This window comes from Coprococcus sp. RTP21281st1_F1_RTP21281_210402, from assembly GCF_040915325.1.
Classification (GTDB): domain Bacteria; phylum Bacillota; class Clostridia; order Lachnospirales; family Lachnospiraceae; genus Coprococcus; species Coprococcus aceti.
Window position 1 is genome coordinate 85,102 of the sequence record NZ_JBCPDQ010000007.1, and the last position, 2,041, is coordinate 87,142.

Below are 2,041 nucleotides of genomic sequence, written 5' to 3' on the forward strand. Positions count from 1 at the left end.
GGCTTGTACTTTGACTGGAACTTCTGCACATAGCTCTTCTCAAATCCCAGCATATCAAACACCTTTGTGCTGAGCTGATATGCCTCTATATCCTCATCCTCAACCGGGAAGTTCTTCATATTGCTCCAGACAAAATACTCTGTCTGGTAAAGGTCTCCGTTGGTTATATCGTCCTCTGTGATCTCAAATCCAGGAAGATGGTCTCCATACATAACGAGAACGACCGGCTCATCGTACGCCTTAAGTCTGTCTATAAGCTTGCCAATGAAATCGTCCATCTCGTGGAGCTGGTTACAGTAATATGTCCACTGTGTATCAAGGCTCTCATCGCCTGTTCCGGCAACCTTTATAGGATAACTGTAATTCTCCTCGTCAAGCTCTGATGGGTATCTTCCATGTCCCTGTACGCTGACGGTGAATATGAAATCCCGTCCATTGGTGGAGTACAGAGTCTTCATGATCTCACCAGTAAGGACATTGTCCTTCTCCCAGTTCTTCTGAGTATGCTCCAGATTGTACATATACTCCATCGGGGTAAATGTATCAAATCCCATGTTTTTATACACCTTGTATCTGTCATAGAATGTACCATCATGATTGTGCATGGCATGTGTTGAATAACCATCAAGCTTCAGCTGTGTCGCCATGCTCTCTATGGTCTGCTTGCCAAGTATGGTCTTATATGGATACTCACCTGCACCGAAATATGCCACGTTAAATCCCGTGAGCACCTCAAATTCCGAGTTGGCTGTACCTGCACCGATCGCCGGCATCGTCAGGAATCCTGATGTACATTCCTCCTTCAGCTTTGTGAAATTCGGAATAGGATTCTCATTGAACGTGAGGCATTTTACATATGACGGATCCATGAATGACTCAAGCTGTACAAATATAACGTTTGGCTTGTCCTTGCCAAGCTTTGAATCCGTTGTGCCAACACTGTCCAAATCGTCCTTTATCTCAAGCATCTTATCCTCGCTGTAATCACTCGGCTGTCCTATACCTACATCGACCACACTGTTTGAGAAACAGTATACAAATCCATAATTGTTGTATGCCGTTGCAAGGTTTGCAAAATTATCTGATATAGTCTGTGCATTGAGCGCGATCTTGGTGAAGAGCATTACACAGAAGAATGTCGCAACTATAAACACAGTCGTTCTCGTTCTATATATATTGCCCGTAACCGTCGGCGATTTTATGAACAGAACTATGATGGCTGCCAGCGCAACGAACAGAAGCGCAGCTATGAGCACGATCTGCCATACATTAAAATATTTGTCTATGATAGTTATCGTATTCCTCGCCATAAGCATATCGATAGCTGAAAATGGCGTTATTCTGAATCCCAGAACTATGCAGTTCGTGATTCCAAGTATCAGCCATGCAAACGATATAACGCAGTATCCGAATATTCTCTTTCTCATGAGCAGCGAAAGTGTCAGCGTAAAGAAAATGATCGAACAGTTATACAGGAATATGAGCGGCTGATTCCACACATACGATATCGCCTTAAACAGCGAATGTCTTCCAAGAGCTTCCAGAACAACGTCCAGAACAATTGCAAGAACCAGACAGATAAAAACTGCTGAATGATGAAAATTCTTAAGTCTCTCTTTCATAATTTAATCATTACCTCGTAAAAATTATACTTTTTCTGATATTCAACGATTGTGATTGATTATATCACTACATGTCATTTATTCAATAGTAAAAATGTTTAAATTTTATTACCAATCGCTTCTGAGGGCAAAAAAAAATCAGGATTGAATCCTGAGTGTGAATTAATATAAAAGAGCGCGAGACGGGAATCGAACCCGCGACCCTCTCCTTGGCAAGGAGATGCTCCACCGCTGAGCCACTCGCGCTTATCTGTTGTGTTTTCAACAACAATATGGATAATATCACACCGCCAGCAAACTGTCAACAACTTTTTTAAAATTTTAGCAACATGGAAATTATCCAGAGCGCGAGACGGGAATCGAACCCGCGACCCTCTCCTTGGCAAGGAGATGCTCCACCGCTGAGCCACTCGCGCTTA

1 protein-coding gene and 2 tRNA genes are annotated in these 2,041 nt (G+C 42.7%); all 3 read right to left on the reverse strand.

Annotation, left to right across the window (positions count from 1 at the left end):
- Window positions 1–1,622: LTA synthase family protein (locus AB5150_RS11220; protein ID WP_368291876.1), on the reverse strand; the 1,622-nt coding region annotated here is incomplete at its 3' end.
- 174 nt (window positions 1,623–1,796) lie between these two features.
- Window positions 1,797–1,868, reverse strand: a tRNA-Gly gene (locus AB5150_RS11225).
- A gap of 98 nt (window positions 1,869–1,966) precedes the next feature.
- Window positions 1,967–2,038 (reverse strand) — tRNA-Gly (locus AB5150_RS11230).
- Window positions 2,039–2,041 lie beyond the last annotated feature (3 nt).